12 protein-coding genes, 3 pseudogenes and 1 CRISPR repeat array are annotated in these 15,945 nt (G+C 70.8%); of the genes and pseudogenes, 10 read left to right on the forward strand and 5 right to left on the reverse strand.

The window, feature by feature from the left end:
* Positions 1–110: 110 nt before the first annotated feature.
* Positions 111–1,277, reverse strand: coding sequence for a ParB N-terminal domain-containing protein (locus ACIOJE_RS40155; RefSeq protein ID WP_400783494.1), 1,167 nt, complete (start codon positions 1,275–1,277; stop codon positions 111–113).
* Complete coding sequence (locus ACIOJE_RS40160) at positions 1,277–1,915, reverse strand: ParA family protein (protein WP_400676160.1); 639 nt, start codon at positions 1,913–1,915, stop codon at positions 1,277–1,279. The genes ACIOJE_RS40155 and ACIOJE_RS40160 overlap by 1 nt, the downstream gene beginning before the upstream one ends.
* Positions 1,916–2,424: 509 nt before the next feature.
* Positions 2,425–3,246: direct repeats of the CRISPR family, unit length 29 nt; unit sequence CTCCTCCCCGCACCCGCGGGGGTCAGCCG.
* A 29-nt stretch (positions 3,247–3,275) separates the two neighbouring features.
* Between ACIOJE_RS40160 and ACIOJE_RS40165 the strand changes: the two genes are divergently transcribed.
* Genes ACIOJE_RS40165 through ACIOJE_RS40175 form a run of 3 tightly spaced genes read left to right on the forward strand, consistent with a single transcriptional unit; the run spans position 3,276 to position 4,070 of the window.
* On the forward strand, positions 3,276–3,716 hold the full coding sequence (locus ACIOJE_RS40165) for a hypothetical protein (RefSeq protein ID WP_400783496.1): 441 nt from the start codon (positions 3,276–3,278) through the stop codon (positions 3,714–3,716).
* Positions 3,713–3,886, forward strand: coding sequence for a hypothetical protein (locus ACIOJE_RS40170; protein WP_400783499.1), 174 nt, complete (start codon positions 3,713–3,715; stop codon positions 3,884–3,886). Before ACIOJE_RS40165 ends, ACIOJE_RS40170 begins: the two co-directional genes overlap by 4 nt.
* A 16-nt stretch (positions 3,887–3,902) precedes the next feature.
* A complete protein-coding gene (locus tag ACIOJE_RS40175) occupies positions 3,903–4,070 on the forward strand; it encodes a hypothetical protein (RefSeq protein WP_400783502.1) in 168 nt (55 codons plus the stop codon).
* A 245-nt stretch (positions 4,071–4,315) separates the two neighbouring features.
* Here the strand turns inward: ACIOJE_RS40175 and ACIOJE_RS40180 are convergent, their stop codons facing one another.
* Positions 4,316–4,723, reverse strand: coding sequence for a hypothetical protein (locus ACIOJE_RS40180; protein ID WP_400783505.1), 408 nt, complete (start codon positions 4,721–4,723; stop codon positions 4,316–4,318).
* Between the two features lie 399 nt (positions 4,724–5,122).
* On the opposite strand from ACIOJE_RS40180, the gene mobF reads away from it, so the two are divergent.
* From mobF to ACIOJE_RS40210, 6 genes and pseudogenes are all read left to right on the forward strand, one after another.
* On the forward strand, positions 5,123–10,351 hold the full coding sequence (gene mobF, locus ACIOJE_RS40185) for a MobF family relaxase (protein ID WP_400783508.1): 5,229 nt from the start codon (positions 5,123–5,125) through the stop codon (positions 10,349–10,351).
* Between the two features lie 67 nt (positions 10,352–10,418).
* The gene (locus ACIOJE_RS40190) at positions 10,419–10,694 is read left to right on the forward strand and encodes a hypothetical protein (protein ID WP_400783510.1); all 276 of its coding nucleotides are present in this window, start codon (positions 10,419–10,421) and stop codon (positions 10,692–10,694) included.
* A gap of 102 nt (positions 10,695–10,796) precedes the next feature.
* Positions 10,797–10,943 (forward strand): RICIN domain-containing protein, encoded by a 147-nt coding sequence (locus ACIOJE_RS40195; protein ID WP_400783513.1) that lies wholly within the window; start codon positions 10,797–10,799, stop codon positions 10,941–10,943.
* Positions 10,944–10,975: 32 nt separating this feature from the next.
* On the forward strand, positions 10,976–11,281 hold the full coding sequence (locus tag ACIOJE_RS40200) for a hypothetical protein (RefSeq protein WP_400783515.1): 306 nt from the start codon (positions 10,976–10,978) through the stop codon (positions 11,279–11,281).
* A gap of 19 nt (positions 11,282–11,300) precedes the next feature.
* Positions 11,301–11,579, forward strand: a complete 279-nt coding sequence (locus ACIOJE_RS40205; protein WP_400783518.1) for a hypothetical protein — start codon at positions 11,301–11,303, stop codon at positions 11,577–11,579.
* Between the two features lie 58 nt (positions 11,580–11,637).
* Positions 11,638–11,946, forward strand: a pseudogene (locus ACIOJE_RS40210) (zeta toxin family protein); the annotation flags it as partial.
* A gap of 65 nt (positions 11,947–12,011) precedes the next feature.
* Here ACIOJE_RS40210 and ACIOJE_RS40215 read toward each other — a convergent pair.
* Positions 12,012–12,524, reverse strand: a pseudogene (locus ACIOJE_RS40215) (hypothetical protein); the annotation flags it as partial.
* A gap of 439 nt (positions 12,525–12,963) precedes the next feature.
* Here ACIOJE_RS40215 and ACIOJE_RS40220 point away from each other — a divergent pair.
* Positions 12,964–14,457: pseudogene (locus ACIOJE_RS40220) on the forward strand (transposase); the annotation flags it as partial.
* Positions 14,458–14,471: 14 nt separating this feature from the next.
* On the opposite strand, the gene ACIOJE_RS40225 reads toward ACIOJE_RS40220, so the two are convergent.
* Complete coding sequence (locus ACIOJE_RS40225) at positions 14,472–15,722, reverse strand: MFS transporter (RefSeq protein WP_400783520.1); 1,251 nt, start codon at positions 15,720–15,722, stop codon at positions 14,472–14,474.
* Positions 15,723–15,945: the final 223 nt, after the last annotated feature.

Raw genomic sequence — 15,945 nt, forward strand, 5'->3', positions numbered from 1 at the left:
GATGGGCGTTTTGGGGGGGGGGGGGGCCCCCCCGCCCCCCCCCCCGCCCCCCCGCCCCGCGCGGGGGGGCCCCCCCCCCCGGGGGGGGGGGCCCCCCCACCACTGATCTGTCAGTTGCTGGTCGTCAGCAGACGGTTGGCCAGGGCGTCGGCCAGGCGGTAGGCCTCGTCGGCCGAGAGGGTGCGGCAGATGGCGTCTGCCAGTTCCTCGACGTTGTGCCAGTCGACGTCACCGAGCTCTGCCTGAGGAATGGCGGCTGTCGGCTTCTCGCGCTGCTCCGGCATCGGAAGCGGCTCGGAATTTTCCGCGGAAAATCGGTCGGCGTTCGGCGTGGGTTCAGCGCTCGCGAGCGGAGCCTGCGGGGCAGGTACCGGCCGGGACGCTGGAGGAACCACCGGCTGCGCCGCTGCCGGCGTCACGTCCGTGACCGGCTGGGCGGCCGGTGCGGGTGTGGCCGCTGGCTGCGGCGCCGTCGCGGCGGGGGCAGATACGGCAGGGGCCGCCGTGACCGCCTCCGTTGCCGCGGCCTTCGCCTCCAGCCTCGCCGCCCGCTTCGCGGCCACCGCGTCGGCGTCGGCCTGGAGCAACTGCTCCAGCTCCGCCGTCTGCTCGGCCAGGGACATCTCCTCGATGCCCTTCACCGACCCCAGTCGACGGGCGACGTTGATGGAGACGCCCTCCTCGCCACGCGCCTTGGCCCGCACCTGACGCTGCAGTTCAGGGTGGAGCTTCAGCAGGTTCTTGCGGTGCGAGATCCAACTCTGGGACCAGCCCTCGGCTTCGGCAGCCTCCTTGGCGGTCGGGTACTGCGCCACGATGAGCAGGACCGCGTTGGCCTCCTCGATCGGGTCGAAGTCCTTGCGCGCCATGTTCTCGTCGAGCGCCGCCCGAAGCAGGGTCGCCTTGGACTCCGCCACAGTGTCGTCCACGACGACGAGCAACTGCTCGCGCCCGTACAGCTGCGCTGCAGCGCGGCGGCGGTTGCCGTTGACGACGACGACGTCCTGCGGGCCCGCGCCGAGCGCCTGACGGTCCTCCGGCCACAGCCGCAGGTAGGCCTCCGGGGTGACGGCAAGGCAGCTCTGCAGTTGCCGGTCCTTGATGCTCGCCAGGTCGGATAGGTCGCCCAGCTCGTCGCGGGGGTTGCGCGGGTTCGGCAGGCAGTTGGCGGTGGGGACCCACCGCGCCGGGGTGTCGTTGGCGCTGCTGTCCACACCCGGGGCGTCGACGACCGGGTCAGCGGCCATCGAGGCGAAGGAGACACGACGGCCTGCCATCAGCGACCCCCGTACCCGAGCTCGAGAGACAGACGGAAGAAGTCCTCACGCGCCCGGTAGGCGGTGCCGCTCTCCTTGTACTGGGTGACGACGGTCCCCTCGGCCACCGCCCGCGAGTGGATCTTGTATCGGCGCAGGACGGTCTTGGCACGGGGCCACCCCCTCGCCGTGATGTACGCCTCGGTGTCCTCGAGGTCGGCCCGACCGTCCCGCGGGTCCCAGTTGTTGACGACGATCCGGAACGGGATGTCCATCGGCTCGATGACCTTCTGGATGGTCCGGGCCGTCGGGTCGAAGCACAGCGGCTCGGTGATCATCGGAACCAGCACGTCGTCCGCGATCTCCAGCGCGCTGCGCAGGATCTCCTCGTCGGCCAGAGTGCCCGGCGTATCGATGAAGATGTGCTGGTACTCGTCCTTCTCGCCGAGGACGTCGAAGGTGCATGCCGCGAGGTTGACCGTGGTGGTGGTCTTGCCCACGCCGCCCTTCTGGTTGGCGATGACGTGGATCTTCGCGCCGGTCTTCTTCAGGTGGATCAGCTGATCGGCCTGCTCGTGCGCCGCCATGAAGTCGAAGGGCAGGTTGTCTCCCACCCGCTCCGCCCAGACGACGGCGGACCCCTGGGGGTCGGTGGACACGACAAGCACAGATGGCTTCATGATGTTCCGTTCTCTCCGTGGGCTTCCCGGGCGGTGTTGCCCGGTACTTCGGAATGCCCGCCGCTCAAAGCCGTGACGGCGGACTGGGACAGCATTCCAGATGATCAGCTAGGAGTCTGACGCGACCCGCGTGTCATAGAGCACAATGATCGGATCTGATTCCGCGTCGAGAGGTGAACGCTTCTCTTCGAAGTGGTCCTGATTTGTTCTCTGCAGCTACGACGACGTATGTGTGGCAGAGGGGGGTGCACACGAAAGGCGAATGTCTGGGCATGTGGATCGAAGCACGGAGTGCTGCGACTCTCATTTGCTGTGGCCTGTTCTGAGCACAATGGGCTTGGCATACTCTCCGTCGGTACGGTGCTGGCGTGTGGGACGATGTCCCGATCCTTGTGACGGCCCGGCAGCTTGGATGCCCGCTGGCATCTCCGGGTATCGCGCCTGGTCAAGAAGTTGCAAAGGCGTCGCGTCGTCCCAGGTCAGGAAGTCTCCTCCCCGCACCCGCGGGGGTCAGCCGCTCACCGCGGCGATGGCGGCCGCGTTCGCAACCTCCTCCCCGCACCCGCGGGGGTCAGCCGACCTGCTGCCAGGCAATCAGGGCGTTGAGGTCCTCCTCCCCGCACCCGCGGGGGTCAGCCGCTGCTGAACCCGGTGTAGCCGGCCAGGCGGGCCTCCTCCCCGCACCCGCGGGGGTCAGCCGTCGGCCGGCTCGGGGGTGCGGCCGGTGCGGCGCTCCTCCCCGCACCCGCGGGGGTCAGCCGCCCAACATTGCGCACGTCCTCGACATCGAGGCCTCCTCCCCGCACCCGCGGGGGTCAGCCGGCCGAGCAGGGCGGTTTGGGTGATGGCGCTGACTCCTCCCCGCACCCGCGGGGGTCAGCCGCCGTGGTGCGCGAGCAGCTGCCCGCCGGCCGTCTCCTCCCCGCACCCGCGGGGGTCAGCCGGTGGCGGGTCCACAAAAGGCCTGTTCAGGACGCTCCTCCCCGCACCCGCGGGGGTCAGCCGCGGACAGATACGCCGAGGCCGCACCAGGATGCCTCCTCCCCGCACCCGCGGGGGTCAGCCGCCGTGCCGCTCCAACTCCCGGTCCAGCATCGTCTCCTCCCCGCACCCGCGGGGGTCAGCCGCCCTACAACCGGGCCAGCCGCTGCAAGAGGCGCTCCTCCCCGCCCCCGCGGGGGTCAGCCGAAGGTCTGGGCCGACCTCCGGCTCCAGACTCCCTCCTCCCCGCACCCGCGGGGGTCAGCCGGTGGTCTCCTTGGCGATGCCGAGGAATGACCTCTTCTCCCCGCAGACGCGGGGCCCAGCCGAAACGACGCGGTGGCCACTGCGCGTCGCGGTGGCCTGGAGTGGGCCGATCAACCTGCAGGCCGGGTCACCGATCTCCTACCGCACGGGCGTACGGCTCGACCTCCACCCCGACGGTGAACTCGCCGCCCTGCAGCAGCGGGTCCGCATGGCCGTCCACCGGGTCTTTGGCCCGGACTCCACCGGATACCCGCTCGATGTGCTCCACACGACCGCCGCTTACGCGGCCGCCGACACCGACACCGACGACCTCGCGCAGACCATCCACCGAGTCCGGCCCGGCCACGCCCTGTTCAGCGTGAGCCGGATCATCGTCAACGAGGTCCACTGGCAGCGCGTCCCGATCGGCGGCGGACCTGCCCGGCTGGCAGATCTGCTGGAAACACCCTCGCCACCATCCCGCTTGAGGCGTAGCCACTGGCTGGGTTGTGTGCGCTCGGGTGCGGCGCGCGATGAGATCATTCAGCTGTGAACACGATCGAGCGGATGACCGAACAAGAGCTGCGGATCATCAAGGAGTGCCTTGACGCAGCCGTGAACGGACCGTTCTTCGAGGACTGGGAGTTCCACACCCTTCATGGGTTTCACCCGGGAGGAGATCGCCGCAGTCGCGGCATCCTGGCCGTCGCCGCCGACTCTTGACTTGGAGGACGACGCCGTGAACAACGTGCTGGGCAACCTGCTCGGCTACCCCCACGGCGTCGAATCCCGCTGGCACAAGTACCTGACCCCGACTCGCGAGCAGGTCGCCCGGGTGCGGGCCCGCTGGCGCAGCGAGTACACCCTCGACCGGGATCCCGAAGGCACCCGTGACTGGGACCAGTAGTGGCCCATGACTGCCGTGCCCATGGGGAGTCGTAGCTGCAAGGACCTGCTTCCTGGCCCCGTAGGTAACTGCCCGAAACCGCTGTCGGCAGGCTTCGACGGGGTCCCCCCGGGGGCCGCCCTGCCGCTGTTGCGCGCCGCTTCTCTCTCCCGCTGGCAGATTGCCCCTGCCGGCCTCCTCCCCGTAGGCGCGAGGGCCAGTCGCGGGAGAACTCCTGCCTCGCCGCGTGGGACTGTTCTCGATGCCTACGACGGGTGCGACACGACGGCTTCCTCGTCCCGCTGACGCGCTGTCTCAGGCGTCACGGCCGCGGCATGCCGCCGCCTGGCCGCCTTCACCTCGGCCTGCGACAGCCCGACCCGCTCCGCCGCCTCGGCCGCGTCGACGCCGGTGCCGAGCAGCTCGACCACCAGGGCGTCGACCGTCGCCGACTTCTCGGTGAGTCTGGCGGCGCGGTCCCTGCGCAGGTCGGCGACGAGCCGCTCGGTCTCCGCCGCGAACTCGTCGGCCTCGTCGAGGCGGAGGATGACGTCCTCCGCCAGGCGCCGGCGCTCGGCCTCGCGTCGCTCGAACCTCTCCGCCCGCTCGGCCGCCGCGAGGCGGGCCTTCTGGCGCGCGGACAGCTTGCGCGCTCCCCCGGTTTCCTGTGTCACGTGAGCTGATCCCTCCCCAGTGATCATTCGTGGACCTCATTGTGCCGCCCCGGCGCTGCGCGCGGGCCCGAATCGGACAGGAACCGACGGCTGCCGCGCCCGCGCCCCATTCGCCGCCCCGTGCCCGTCGTCGCCGCACCGTGTTCCCGGCGCACCCCGTACCGCGGCCACAGCCCCGCCGCCGGTGCGGTTGTCCACAGCCGTGCTCGGTGAGCCCGACCGTGGACAACCGCCTCGCGAAGCTCGTGACTGTCTTGATCTTGACAAGAGCTGCCGCACCGAGCACGCCCTCCGCTCGCAAGCTCGCTCCACGCCGCACTCAGCACGCCTCGCACTTTTTCAAGATCAAGACAGTCACACCTCTGACACTCGAGTGACTTTGGCGGCTACAGTCCCCGCATGATGACCGTCCATCGCCTCAGCGCGGGGGACGGCTACGCCTACTACATCCGCGAGACCGTATCGGCCGACACGCCCCGTCGGGGCAGCGAACTCGGCGACTACTACACCGCCAACGGGCAGCCACCCGGTGCCTGGACAGGGTCGGGTACCGCGTTGCTCGGCGTCTCAGGAACCGTCACCGAAGTGCAGATGAGAGCACTGTTCGGCGAGGGCCTGCACCCCGACGCCGAGGCGGTGGTCGCGGCCCGGATCGCCGCCGGGGACACCGCCAAACAGGCCCTCGCCGCCGCCAAGCTCGGCCGCGCCTACCCCCGCTACAAGGAGCCCGACGGCGAGTTCGGCCGCCTGTTGGACGAGGAGCTCGCGGCATTCGAGCGGCTACGCGGACGCCCGCCGACCTCCCAGGAGCACGCCGCCCTGCGCGGCAAGGCCGGCGTCAGGCTGTTCGTCCGGCAGCACGGGCGAAGGCCCGCCACCAAGGAGGAGCTCGGCCGGTTCATCAAGAAGGCCGAGGCAGGACGCAGGCAGAGTGCCGTCGCCGGGTTCGACCTCGTCTTCTCCGCCTCCAAGAGCATCTCCGTGTTGTGGGCCCTGGGCGACGCGGAGGTCCGCCGGGCCGTCGAGCGCGCCCATGGGCAGGCCATCGCCGACACGCTCGCCTGGCTGGAGGCCGAGGCGACGATGACCCGTACCGGCACGGGCGGCGTCGCCCAGGAACACGTCGACGGCGGCCTGATCGCCGCCCGCTTCCGGCACTACGAGAACCGGCTCGGCGAGCCGATGCTCCACGACCACGTCGTCGTCGCGAACAAGGTCCGCGGCCGCGACGGCAGGTGGCGCAGCCTCGACAGCGCGCTGCTGTACGCGCAGGCCGTCGCCGCGTCCGAGCTCTACAACGCCCGCGTGGTCGAAGAGGTGTGCGCCGAGCTGGGCCTGCGGGCCGAGGCCCGTGAGGTGACCCCCGGCAAGCGCCCCGTGATGGAGATAGCCGGGGTCGGGACCGACCTGATCGAAGGGCACTCCCAGCGCTCCAAGGGCATCAAGGAGCGCGTCGCCGAGCTGATACGGGAGTACCGCGAGGAGCACGGCCGGGAGCCGTCCAGCAAGGCGCTCACCGCGCTGATGCAGCAGGCCACGCTCGACACCCGGCCCGACAAGGAGCACGCCCGTTCGCTGTTCGACCTGCGCACCGCGTGGCGCGCGGCCGCCGTCGAGGCCTTCGGCGCCGAGCGTGTCGACGGCCTGCTGCAGGGGGCGCAGGAGGCCGCTGCGGGCTTCCGCGAGGACGTGGCGGCTCTGCGGATCGACATCGAGACGGCGGCCCGCGAGGTCGTCGAGACCGTCTCCGAGTACCGCAGTGTGTGGGGGCGGCGCCAGGTCCTGGCCGAGGCCCGCCGGTGGGTGATGAACGCGACCAGGGGCACTCGGCCTGGTGCCGAACTCGCCGAGCAGATCGCCGCCCGGGCCCTGGCCGTCGAGTGCCTCGACATCACCCCGCCCGACCCGAACCCCCGCTTCGACCCGCTCACCCGCGACGACGGGGAGAGCATCTACCGGCGTCGCGAGGCCGGTCTCTACACCTCCACCGCCGTGCTGGCCGCCGAGGACCGGATCGTGGCGGCCGCCCGGACCCTGGTGATCCCGTCCGCCTCCGCCGAGGTCTACGAGCGCGTCGAAGCCGCCTACCAGCGGGCCCACCCGGACCGTCCGCTGGACGCCGGACAGCGTGCCCTCGCCCGCGCCTTCGCCACCGGCGAGCACCTCGTCGAGGCCGCCATCGGCCCCGCCGGAGCGGGTAAGACCACCGCCATGGCGCTCGCGGCGGAGGCCGTGCGCGCCGCGGGCGGACGCGTCATCGGCCTCGGCCCCTCGGCCCGCGCCGCCGCCGAACTCGCGGCCGGCATCGACGCCCCCGCCTACGTCCTGCACGAGTGGTCGGCCCGGCGTGAGGGCGCCCACGAGGGTCTGCCCATGGACCCGGGGTTCGAGCTGTTCCCTGGAGACCTCGTCATCGTCGACGAGGCCGGAATGGCCGGCAGCAGACGCCTGGCCGCCGTCATCGCCGACGCCCGGCGAGCCGGCGCGCTGGTCCGGCTGGTCGGCGATCCGGGCCAGCTCGCGAGCGTCGAATCCGGCGGCGCGTTGCGGCTGCTCGCGGCCATGGTGGACGTGGTCGAACTGGAGAGCGTTCACCGCTTCCGCGTCCAGGGTGAGGCGGCCGCCTCCCTCGCTCTGCGCGGCGGCGAGGCCGAGGACGCCTGGGCCTGGTACCTCGACCAGGGCCGCATCGTCGCCGGCAGCCGCGAGCAGATGGTCCACCGGATCCTCGCCGACTGGCAGCGCGACATCGAGGCCGGTCTGACGGCCATGATGATGGCCGACGACAACGCCACCGTGGCCGAGCTCAACGCCATGGCCCAGGCGCACCGCCTGGCCACCGGCCGCCTCGACACCTCCTGCGGCGTCGACCTGCGCGACGGCCTGCAGGCCCACGGCGGAGACCTGGTCGTCACCCGCAAGAACGCTCGCAAGAACGTCGTGCGCGGCGGCAAGGACTTCGTCAAGAACGGTGACCAGTGGTCCGTCGTCCGCGTCACGGAGGACGGGGCCCTGGTCGTGCGACACACCGGCCACGGCGGCCAGGCCACCCTGCCCGCCGAGTACGTCCGGAAGTACGTGGAACTCGGCTACGCGAGCACCGGCCACCGCGGACAGGGCGCCACCGTCGACACCGGCGGCGGCCTCTTCAGCACGAGCACCGCCCGTGAGTCCGCCTACGTCGAGATGACCCGCGGCCGGCAGGAGAACCGCGGCTACGTGATCCTGGAGGACGGCCAGACGATGGCCGACGTCCTGCAGGCGATCGCCCGCAACTCCCAGGCCTCCCGGTCCGCGACCGACACCATCCGCGAGGAGTGGGACCGGGCCTGGGGAGTCCGCCAGCTCGCCAACGAGTACACCGACGTCCACGCCCGGGCCCTGTCCCTGCGCTACGAGAGCATGCTCCGCAACGTCCTGGGCGAGGCCGCCGAGGCGTTCATCGCCGCCGACGCCTGGCCCGCCGTCGTGCGCGCGGTCCGCGACGCCGAACGCAAGGGCTTCGCGCCCGAGCGCATCCTCAGCGCCGCCTACCACGAGCGGGACTTCCACGACGCCGACGACGTCTCGGCGGTGCTTTCCTGGCGCATCGACAACCACGTCGAGGACGTCGGCGAGACCGTCCAACGCCTGCAGGAGCAGCACACCCGCCGTCCCCTCGCCAACCTGACAGGCGAGCAGCTCGACTCCCTCGCCGGGCGCGCCACCGCGCGCCGCTCCCAGGCCCTGGAGGAGCTGAAGAAGGCCGACGCCCGCGTCGCGAGCCAGCCCAAGCCGCTGACGGTGGACGGCCTGCCGGTCCCGGCCTGGCCGAACCGCCGCCACGGCGACCTCACCAGCCGCCGGCTCGCCGACGCGATCGGCAGTGCCCGCCGCACCTGGCGGCTCGCGGTGATGACGGGCGACCGCGACGCCGCCCGCGAGACCTACCGGGAACTGCACGCACTCCGGCAGGAGCAGCGGACCCGCGCCCGTATGAGCCGACGCGACCGGGCACGTGAGACCTGGCAGCGCGAGCCTGGACGCGGCCACGCCTCCACGGCGGGTCTGGACGGCGCGACCACCGCCGCCGTGGTGCGCGCCAACCACCACCGGCAGGACGAGGCCATCGTGCGGCTGCGGCGCGCGGAAGCCATCGAGCAGCGGGTGCGCGCCGAACAGCGTCTGCGCGAGATCCTGCCCGACGGCCCACCGCCCGCTTCCGACCACGGCGGGCCCGTGCCCGAGTGGCTGGCGGAGCGTACGGTCGAGCGCGACCAGCACACCCCGCCCGCCTGGATCGACCACCTGCGGAAACGGCGCGCCGTCATCGAGGAGAGCCTGCGCCGCACCGGCCAGGCCCTCGCTGAGGACCCGCCCGCCTGGGCACGGGGCCTCGGCCCCGTGCCGGCCCGGGACCACGAGCTGCGCGAGGCCTGGGAGAGCGCCGCGGCCCTGGCCGACGCCTGGCGTACCCGTCGCCAGGTACGTGACAGCGAGCCCGGACTCGGCGACCGGCCCGAGGACGAGCGGGACGCCCGGGCCTGGCAGACCCTGCACGACCAGGTCGCCGCCGTCGGCCGACGGGCACACGCCGTCGACGCTGCCGCCCGGCGCGGCGAGGCCCTGTACCCGGCACCCGGGCCCCTGCTCACCGATGCCCTCGAACCGGTCACCGTCGACCCGGAGCCGGTTGAGCTCGCGCCGGCCGAGGACGTCGAGCCGGTCTCGGCCGGGGAAGCCGCAGCCGAGACGCCGGCGGAGGCCACGTCGGTCGAGCCGGACACGGCCCCGGTGTTGGTCGAGCCGGTCGAGGAGCAGGACACCACCGCTGTGGTGGAGTGGCAGGACCTGCCCTACGCGACCTGGTCGGACGTCGAGCTGACGGCCGCCATGGCCCACGCCGCCGAGGCAGCGGAGGCCGCGTATCAGCAGGCGACCGCCCAGGACGCCAGGGCTGCGGAGCTGGATGCCGCGCTCGTTCCCGGCGGCGAGGTCGAGCGGCGCGTCACGGAGCGGGCAGAGCGGGTCGAGGCGATCCTGCGGATGCGGCAGGCCGCCGAACGGATCCTGGACCTGGAGGCTGGCGCCGACCAGGCCGACCAGCAGGCGTCCGGCCTCGAGGAGAGACTCGCGCGGACCGCGATGTTCGGCCGGCCCGCCGTTCGCGGCGCCGACCGCGAGGCCCTGGACCGCCGGCTGACCGCCGTTCGCGAGGCCTCCGTCGAACACACGCGGAAGCTCACCGAGGCCCGGCGGCAGCTGGCCGACGCCACCGCCCGGGCCGGCGACCCCGCCGACCACGGCGAGGTGCTGGCGTCCTGGCAGCGTGCCGGCGGCACCCGGGAGACCGTGCTGACGCGCATGACGGCCTCGCGCCGGCGCAGCCTGCGGGCCGCATGGGATGAGGCCAAGGCGGCATGGGGCCGCTGGGAAGGGTTCCACGCCTCGGTGACGGCGATCCGGCAGGAGATGAACCGCCGCGACGCCCAGCCCTGCACCCAGCGCGCAGCCGAGGACGCCCGGCGCATCCAGGCCGCCCAGCAGCTCGCCGCCGAGCAGCAGCGCCGGCAACAGGGCCCGGACGTGAACCGCGGCGGCCGGGGGCGAGGAGGCCCCGAGCCGCAGGGGAACGGCCACCGGCGCTGAGCCTCGTCCGGGCTGAGAGGACGTCTCGGCTGACCAGGCGTTTCAGCTTGGCTCGGGTGCCTTCGGTGTGGCGGGGCTCGGTGTCGAGGCCGAGCGCCCGGCAGACGTCCTCGGTGTGCAGGCTGTCGCCGACGATCTCGAGCAGCGTCTCGCGGGTGATCCGCAGGCGTTCGAGGACCCCTTCGGCGGCGGCCAGTTGAGCGGTGAGGTGGGCGATCTGCTCGCGTCGGTGGCGGCGTCGGTGGCGGTGGTCCGGGTCCGCACAGCGGGACGTCATCCCTCCGTTGTGCCTGATTATGTGTCATGCGAACCTGACACACTGATCTGCGTATCGTCTCTCTGAGAACGGAACACCCATGAGTCGTACCCGCCACACTGCGGCTGCCGCCGTGCTTGGCGCCGCGCTCTGCTGCCTACCGTCGCGCCGTCTGCCAACGCCAGTGACATGCCGGTCCCGCCGGCCGTCGGTACCCTGAAGAACCCCAACGGTGGCAAGTGCCTGGAAGTAGCCGGCCCGCGCACCGACAACGGCGCGCCGGCCGGCATGTGGGAGGGCTACGCGCACGCCAACCAGAGCTGGTGGGCCTACTGAGGACACAGGCGTGGAGGAGTCGGCCCTCGGACTTGCCCTCCCGCTCGGGCGAGCTGAGATTTGCGGACGAGCGCGTTGGTGTGGATGCGCTGGGGTGCGATGTGTTCAAAGGCCTGCAGCGAGGCGACGGCATCGACGTCCCGGCCGCGCCGGTGCGCGGGCGACCGGCCCAGGTCCGCGCGGAAGGCGGCCTCGCCGCCCGGGGTGGCCAGGGCCTGTGGCGGCGGCCGCCGACCGCCGCGCACGATCAGACCCAGCGCGTCGCCGGGCTGGAGCACGTACCGATTCCCGCCCGGCCGGGCCCGCGCACCGGCAGTCCGTCGACAACGACCCGCTGAATACGAAGCGAGGAGCACCATGACCGAGCACAGCCCGACCACGGCCGTTCCCGACGACGTCCCCACGTCCGTGGTCTACGACATGTTCGCCGAGACCGCCACGCACCTGTCGGCCCGCTACGTGAGACTCTCGAGCGATGCCACCACCGAGGACGAGCGCCGCAGCTGGTGGAGCAAGGTCCTCCGCCTCCGGGACGAGAAGGAGGCGGTCGATGCCGACGATCGGGCCGCCATGATCGCGAAGATCACGGTGTGGGCGGCCGAGATCCGTGAGCTCGACGAGAAGCGCCGTGGCTGACCCGGACCCGTACGAGCTGACTCCGGGACAGCTCCGGGACCTGTTCGACACGCTGGTCGTGGACTACGTCTTCGGCGGCCGGCGACCCGGCGACCGGCCGATCGCCATCCTCACCGGCGCGCAGCCGGCGGCCGGCAAGAGCCGGGCGATGGCGAAAGTGCGGCAGCGCAACGCGGAGCGCGACGTGATCCAGCTCTCGGGGGACGAGCTGCGCCAGTTCCACCCGAAGTTCCTGGAGCTGATGGACGGCGACCCCATCGCGATGGTCCCGGCCACCCAGCAAGCGGCGAACGCCTGGATGCAGATGTCCTTCGCCCACGCGATCGAGCACGGGTATTCCTTCGTGTCCGAAGGAACCTTCCCCAACAACGAAGCGGTGCTCGCCGACGCCAGGTTCTTCGCGACCGGTCAACGAGAGGACGGGGCGGAAGCCTCGGCAAAGCGCTGGAACGCTTCCGGCGAACGGTCGACCAGGAGCTCGAACAGGCCCGTTGCCCCATCGGGGTCGGAACACCCGGCGGGGAAGTCGATCGCGCCGTGCCGCCACCGATCATCCGTCGCCTCCCGCCACAGGCAGGCCGTCACGACGGGAACGTCGTCCTCGTCGGTGAACGCCGGCTCTTCGACGAAGGGCTTGAAGACCTCCGGAACCTCGTCGATCACTCCCGGCCAGGGCTCGCCATCGTTGCCATATGGGCTCATCGGTGCTTCGTGGTCGAAGCCACGGACATAGGCCCCGGCCGCCGAGAACACGATGGAGTACTCGTCCCCCGACCCGTTGCGCATCGACGCCATCTCCTCGCCGTCGGCCCAGCCGGCATTGAAGGAGTAGTACCGGCCTTCCCAGTCCGGGCTCAAGATCGCATCGAGCATCGCCAGTGAGCGGCACAGGTTCCGCAGGTCAGCGATGGAAGGGAGCTGGCGAGCTACGTCATAGACAGTCACGTGCTCATCCAACCGGATGCCCCTGACATGCAGAATCTCCCCCACGGCTGTCACGCTCAGTAGCAGGGTCGGAGTGAGGTGGGTCAACTCGCGACGGTTGAATACGCGAGCCCACCAGTACCAAGGCCGGTCTACGCCACCCGCATCACAGCCGCTGAGAGGCTGTGAGCTCGTTTGGGGCTGGTGACACGGTCGTTAACGGCACCCCGACCTCGGCGACCGATCTGGCTTGCCTCTCCTACGGGCAGGCGGGTGCCGTGTGACTTCGGCAGGCCGGGTCGAGGAGAGTCGATGAGCATTGTTTTAGACAACTGCCAAGGAAGCCACCCTCCTAGGAGAATCGCGCGCGCCCCTCACCCCGCTTTCCCCACGCACATCAACCACCCTGCGACTGAGTGGGCAGTTCCGGTCGGCGATTGTCTAAAATCAGCGAAAAGCCACTTCCGCAGAGGTGTTGGACGCAGCGTGGAAGCAGATGGCCGAGGGGCTGGAGGAGGCCGGCGCCGACGCGAAGATCAGCGTCGAGGTGCAGCCCAATGGGCGGGCGAAGCTGAACGTGGAGAAGCTCCACGCGCTGGGTGAGCCGAAGTCGCTGAACTGGCTGCGCAAGCGGGTCGAGAGGATGCTCCCGAAGATCGACCTGCCGGACCTGCTGTTCGAGGTGAATGCCTGGACCGGGTTCCTCGACGCCTTCGTGCACCTCGGGGACGGCACCACCCGGATGAAGGACCTGCCCACCTCCATGGTCGCGCTGCTGGTCTCCGAGGCGTGCAACATCGGCTTGGCCCCGGTGGTCCACCCCGGCTACGAGGCGCTGACCCGGGCCCGGCTCGTGCACGTCGACCAGTACTACCTGCGCGCCGACACGATCGCTGCGGCGAACGCCGCGCTGATCGCCGCCCAGGCCGAGGTGCCCATCGTGAAGTTCTGGGGCGAGGGTCTGCTCGCCTCGGTGGACGGTCTGCGGTTCGTCGTCCCGGTCCGTACGGTCAGCGCGGCGCCGTCGCCGAAGTACTTCGGGTTCAAGCGTGGCATCACCTGGCTCAACGCCGTCAACGACCAGGTCGCGGGCATCGGGCAGATGGTCGTGCCCGGCACTCCGCGCGACTCCCTGCACATCCTGGACGCGCTGCTGAACCTGGACGGCGGCGTGAAGCCGGAGATGGTGGCGACCGACAACGCCTCGTACTCCGACATGGTGTTCGGCCTGTTCAAGATCCTCGGCTACAACTTTTCCCCGCGGTTCCGCGACCTGGACGACCAGCGGTTCTGGCGGGCCACGATGCCCGGCGTCGAGACCGGCCCGTACGGCGTGGTGGAGGACCTGGCCCGCAACCGCGTGAACCTGAACAAAGTGATCACGCACTGGCCGGACATACTGAAGGTCGCCGGCTCCCTGGTCACCAACCAGGTCCGCGCCTACGACCTGCTGCGCATGTTCGGACGCGAAGGGCGCCCGACCCCGCTGGGCGCGGCGTTCGCCGAGTACGGGCGGATCGCGAAGACCGAACACCTGCTGCGGGTGGTCGACCCGGTGGACGACACCTACCGCCGGCAGATGAACCGGCAGCTCACCGTGCAGGAGTCTCGCCACAAGCTGGCCCGGGACGTGTGCCACGGCAAGCGCGGCACCATCCACCAGGCGTACCGCAACGGGATGGAGGATCAGCTCGGCGCGCTCGGCCTGGTCCTCAACGCCATCGTGCTCTGGACGACCCGCTACATCGACGCCGCCGTGACCCAGCTGAAGGCCGAGGGCCACGAGATCCGCGACGAGGATGTTGCCCGGCTCTCCCCACTCAAGCACAAGAATCTCAACCTGCTCGGCCGCTACAGCTTCACCGCCAGCGTCCCGTCCGCCGGCGCCCTGCGCCCGCTGCGCGACCCGGACGCGCCGGAGCTGGACGAGGACGACGAGGTAGAAGGCTTCTGACACCTAACTCGCGGTCATCCCGTCACTTCCGCAGCAACACCTGGTTGCGGCCGGGTCCGCATGCCCCAGCGGGCAAGAGATGGACCGACAGCGCCCAGTGCCGCGAAGAACACCGCCAGCAGCAGCCAGCCTGTCGTGCCGAGGCCGAGTACCACCGTGGTGAGGATCGCGGGGGCGAGAGCCTGGCCCGCGCTGAAGCCGAGACCGAAGACACCTTGGTACTGGCCCTGTGCGTGGTCGGGAGCAAGACCGAAGCCCAGGGCGAAGGCCGCCGATGACTCCCAAACCTCTCCCAGACTGTGGACGAAGATCGCGGCCAGGACCAGTCCCGCCGCCGCCCAGACAGGGGTGTACGCCGCCAGTGCCATCATCGGGCAGCTGACGAGGAAGAGCAGCCCCGCCGTGCGAAACGCCAGGCCGCCATCGTGCGGGGTCTCGATACGCGAGCCGATCCTGGTCTGCATCAGCACACAGAACAGGGAGTTGACGGCGAACAGCGCGGCCACCGTCCAACGCGGCGCCTCGGTGTGCTCGGAGATCCAGATCGGTAGGAGTAGTGAGACCACCGGGTACTGCAGTCCCATGGCCCCGTAGAGGGCGGTGAACGCGAGGAAGGGACGATCCGCGAGGACGGGCCAGCGCCGCCGTTGCGGTGGTGCTGCCAGTACCGGATAGCGGGGCAGCAGGAGCAGAAACACCGCGCACAGGGCGAAGCTCGCCGCGTTGCCGAGGATCAGCGTGACATAGGCGCCGCGGGTGTTCGCGGCCAGCGCCAGCCCCGCACCCACCGTTCCCAGGACAACGCCCAGGTTGACGAACGTGCGCAGCTTGGCACGGAACAGGGCCGGGCGCTCACCCCCGACCCGGACCACCAGCGCGCCCCACGCCGCCCCACCAGCCGCTGCGGCGATCTGGTCGACCGTCGCGATGATCGTGAGCGCGGCACAGCTCTCGACGAGGACGAGGGCCGCCATCGACACGGCCTGGACCGCGAGGGCCAACATCATGATCGTGCGAGCCCCTCGCCGATCTGCGAGATGCCCGCCTGGTATCCCCGCGCACAGACCGATCACTCCGGCGATGGTGAGCGCGGCACCGACCTGCACCGCAGGCAGGCCCACGACCAAGGTGAAATAGAGCGCTGACGCCGCGTTGAACAGACCATTGCCGACTCGGTTGACGAAACTGGCGGCGACCAGCACGCGCTCCGGCCTACTGTCCCCCGCCATCCGGCCTATTCGACCCGCTAAGTTGCCCTTGATCATGGATGGCACGCTAACAGCGGTCGCTGATCCAGCGGAAGTAGCACCAAGATCACGTGCTCTGGTTCCGCCAGGGGCCCGAACCAGGACCGCGCCACCCCCGAGGAATCTGTCATCAAACGATTGTTTAACCTCGATCTTGCATGACGGCTCGTCAGCTCGGCTGGCGGGCCGTTTCTGCTTGTCCGGGCTGGGTTTTCGGCGGGTAGAAATACCGAGGGCCCGA

Origin of the sequence: Kitasatospora sp. NPDC087861 (assembly GCF_044742585.1) — a bacterium.
Taxonomy (GTDB): Bacteria; Actinomycetota; Actinomycetes; order Streptomycetales; family Streptomycetaceae; genus Kitasatospora.

What these genes read in the sequence shown, in the direction of transcription:
- ACIOJE_RS40155 (WP_400783494.1), bottom strand. Translation starts at nt 1,277, where the DNA reads ATGGCAGGCCGTCGTGTCTCCTTCGCCTCGATGGCCGCTGACCCGGTC.
- mobF (WP_400783508.1), top strand. Translation starts at nt 5,123, where the DNA reads ATGATGACCGTCCATCGCCTCAGCGCGGGGGACGGCTACGCCTACTAC.
- ACIOJE_RS40195 (WP_400783513.1), top strand. Translation starts at nt 10,797, where the DNA reads ATGCCGGTCCCGCCGGCCGTCGGTACCCTGAAGAACCCCAACGGTGGC.
- ACIOJE_RS40205 (WP_400783518.1), top strand. Translation starts at nt 11,301, where the DNA reads ATGACCGAGCACAGCCCGACCACGGCCGTTCCCGACGACGTCCCCACG.
- ACIOJE_RS40225 (WP_400783520.1), bottom strand. Translation starts at nt 15,722, where the DNA reads ATGATCAAGGGCAACTTAGCGGGTCGAATAGGCCGGATGGCGGGGGAC.